General features: G+C 74.5%; 3 protein-coding genes. All 3 read right to left on the bottom strand.

Annotation, left to right across the window (positions count from 1 at the left end):
• Positions 1 to 33: 33 nt before the first annotated feature.
• From EAO70_RS34765 to EAO70_RS38310, 3 genes are read right to left on the bottom strand one after another with little or no spacing between them, the layout of a single operon-like run.
• On the bottom strand, positions 34 to 1,002 hold the full coding sequence (locus EAO70_RS34765) for an ABC transporter substrate-binding protein (protein WP_402112626.1): 969 nt from the start codon (positions 1,000 to 1,002) through the stop codon (positions 34 to 36).
• Positions 999 to 1,673 (bottom strand): ABC transporter permease, encoded by a 675-nt coding sequence (locus tag EAO70_RS34760; RefSeq protein ID WP_148006805.1) that lies wholly within the window; start codon positions 1,671 to 1,673, stop codon positions 999 to 1,001. Before EAO70_RS34760 ends, EAO70_RS34765 begins: the two co-directional genes overlap by 4 nt.
• Before the next feature lie 34 nt (positions 1,674 to 1,707).
• Positions 1,708 to 2,388 (bottom strand): ABC transporter permease, encoded by a 681-nt coding sequence (locus EAO70_RS38310; protein ID WP_187284165.1) that lies wholly within the window; start codon positions 2,386 to 2,388, stop codon positions 1,708 to 1,710.
• Positions 2,389 to 2,577: the final 189 nt, after the last annotated feature.

Genomic DNA, 2,577 nt, shown 5'->3' with positions numbered 1-2,577 from the left:
ACGTGGCACGGAACTACCTGGTGTCGAAGGGTCTCACCGCGCGACGAGGCCCTTCGACACCAGGTAGTTCCGTGCCACGTCCTCCGGCAGTCGCCGCCAGCTGTCCACCTGTTCGTTGAGCAGGGTCAGGTCCTCCGTGGTCAGGACCGTGTTGAGGCGGGACAGCGCCCCCGTGACCCCCGGGCCGCCGGCCCGGGCGCGGTTGACCACCGGGACGACGAGGTCGGCGTTCTGCAGGTTCCTGTCGTCCTCCAGCAGGACGAGACCGAACGCGTCGAGGGTGGCGTCGGTGCTCGTGGTCAGCACCAGCTGGTCCTGGCCGTTCTGGACGGCCTGCTTGGCCGGGGTGGTGCCGACCCCCTTGGGGTCCACGGCCGTGACGTCGATGCCGTAGACCTTCCGCAGCCCCGGAGCGCAGTACGGCCGCCGTACGCACTCGTCACCGGCCGCGAGCCGGATCGGGAGGCCGGTGGCGCCGAGGTCGCTGAGGGTCTTGAGCCGGTGCTTCGCGGCGAACTCGGCGGTGACGGCGAAGGCGTTCTGGTCCACGGCGCGGCCCGCGTCGAGGACGGTCAGCCCGCGGGGGGCGGCGAGGGCGCGCAGGGCCTTCATGGTGGCGTCCGGGTCGGGCGAGCCGACGGGCGGCGCGTCGGGTCCGTCGGCCTTGGCGTTGAGCCAGTCGGCGAAGGTCGCCGCGTACTCCGCCACCACGTCGATCTGGCCGCGCTCCAGGGCCGGCTCGTACAGCTCGCGGTTGGTGACGGAGAGGATCTTCGTGCGGTAGCCGGCCTCTTCGAGGAGCAGGGCGTACATCTGGGCCAGCAGGTCGCTCTCGGTGAACCCGGCCGAGCCGACGGTCAGCCGGCGGCTGTCGCCCGGCTCCGCCGTGACCTCCCCCTGCGCCTCCAGGGACGGCCCCGCCGTGCAGCCGCCGAGGGCCGCGCAGAGGGCCAGGAGGAGACCCGGGGCGGCGATCCGGGGTCGGCGGGGGCGTCCGCTCACGCGTCCCTCCCCCGCGGGCCGCCGGGGGTCAGCCGCTGGACGCCCTCGAAGATCCCCTCCACGAGCAGCGCGAGGGCGGCGACGAGGCAGGCCCCGGCGACGACCTGGGGGGTGGAGGCGAGGTTGAACCCGGCCGTGATGATCCGGCCGAGCCCGCCACCGCCCGCCAGGGCGGCCACGGTGGCGGTGGCGACGAGCTGCACGGCGGCGATCCGCACACCGGTCAGGACGAGCGGCAGCGCGAGCGGCAGTTCCACCCGGGTCAGGGTCTGGCGGCCCGTCATGCCCATGCCCCGGGCGGCCCGTACGACGTCGGGGTCGACGCCCCGCATCCCGACGTACGCGTTGGTCAGCAGCGGCGGCACCGCGAACAGCACGAGGGCGATGATCGTCGGCCACTCGCCGTACGTCCCGATCGGGCTGAGCAGCAGCAGGACGAGGACCGCGAAGGTGGGGACGGCCCGGCCGACGTTGGAGAGGTTCACGGCGAGGGCGCCGCCCTTGCCGAGGTGTCCGAGGAGGAGGGCGACGGGCAGGGCGATCGCACAGCTGAGGACGAGGCACACGACGGTGAGGAAGAGGTGTTCGGCGAGCCGGTGCCAGACGCCGTTCTCGCCGGACCAGTGCCCGGCGGTGGTGAGCCAGGACCAGGACTCGGCCAGGACGCTCACCGGGCCGTCCCCCGGGCCGGGGAGGGGTGGCGGGTCACGTGGACCGCCCCCGGGTCCAGGGGGTGAGGAGTCTCTGGGCGCCGACGAGGAGCAGGTCGGCGGCGACGGCGATGACGACGCAGAGCACCGAGGCGGTGAGCACCTGGGCCTTGAAGTAGGTGTTCATCCCGGAGTAGACGAGGTTGCCGAGTCCGCCGTGGCCGACGATCGCGCCGATCGTCACGAGGGAGACGGCGGAGACCGTGGCGATGCGGAGCCCGGCCATCGCGGAGGGCACCGCGAGCGGCAGTTCGACCGTGAGCAGCAGCCGGATCGGCCCGTACCCGAGGCCGCGGGCCGCCTGCCGGGTCTCCTCGGGGACGGCGCGGAGTCCGGCCAGGATGTTCCGGACGAGGAGGGTCAGGGAGTAGAGGACGAGGCCGGCCACGACCAGGGACGCGGACAGCCCGTACAGGGGCAGGAGCAGCGAGAACATCGCGAGCGCCGGAATCGTGTACAGCAGTGTGGTGACCCCGAGGACGGGGCCGGCCGCCCAGCGCCACCGGCGGGCGGCCACCGCGAGCGGGAGGGCGAGCACGAGGGCGAGGGCGACGGAGACGGCGGTCAGCCGGAGGTGCTCCAGGACGGCGTCGGTGAGAATCTCGCTGCGGGTGGAGAGATAGGCGCCGCAGATCCACTCGTTGCGGGCGAGGCAGTCGTCGGGCGGCGCGGTCACCCCCTCATTCGAGGCGGTACGCGGCCGGGGCGCACCCCGGCCGGTCCGTTCGGGGGCGGGGCGGGGTGCGGAACGGCCGGCGCGGGACCCGGGCCGGCCGTTCCGCACGGGCGCACCCCGGCCGGTCCGTTCGGGGGCGGGGCGGGGTGCGGAACGGCCGGCGCGGGACCCGGGCCGGCCGTTCCGCAC

The sequence above is a fragment of the Streptomyces sp. adm13(2018) genome (assembly GCF_008042145.1).
Lineage (GTDB): Bacteria > Actinomycetota > Actinomycetes > Streptomycetales > Streptomycetaceae > Streptomyces.
The sequence above is the reverse complement of the archived record's forward strand: the minus strand, read 5'-3'. Positions and strand labels throughout refer to the sequence as shown.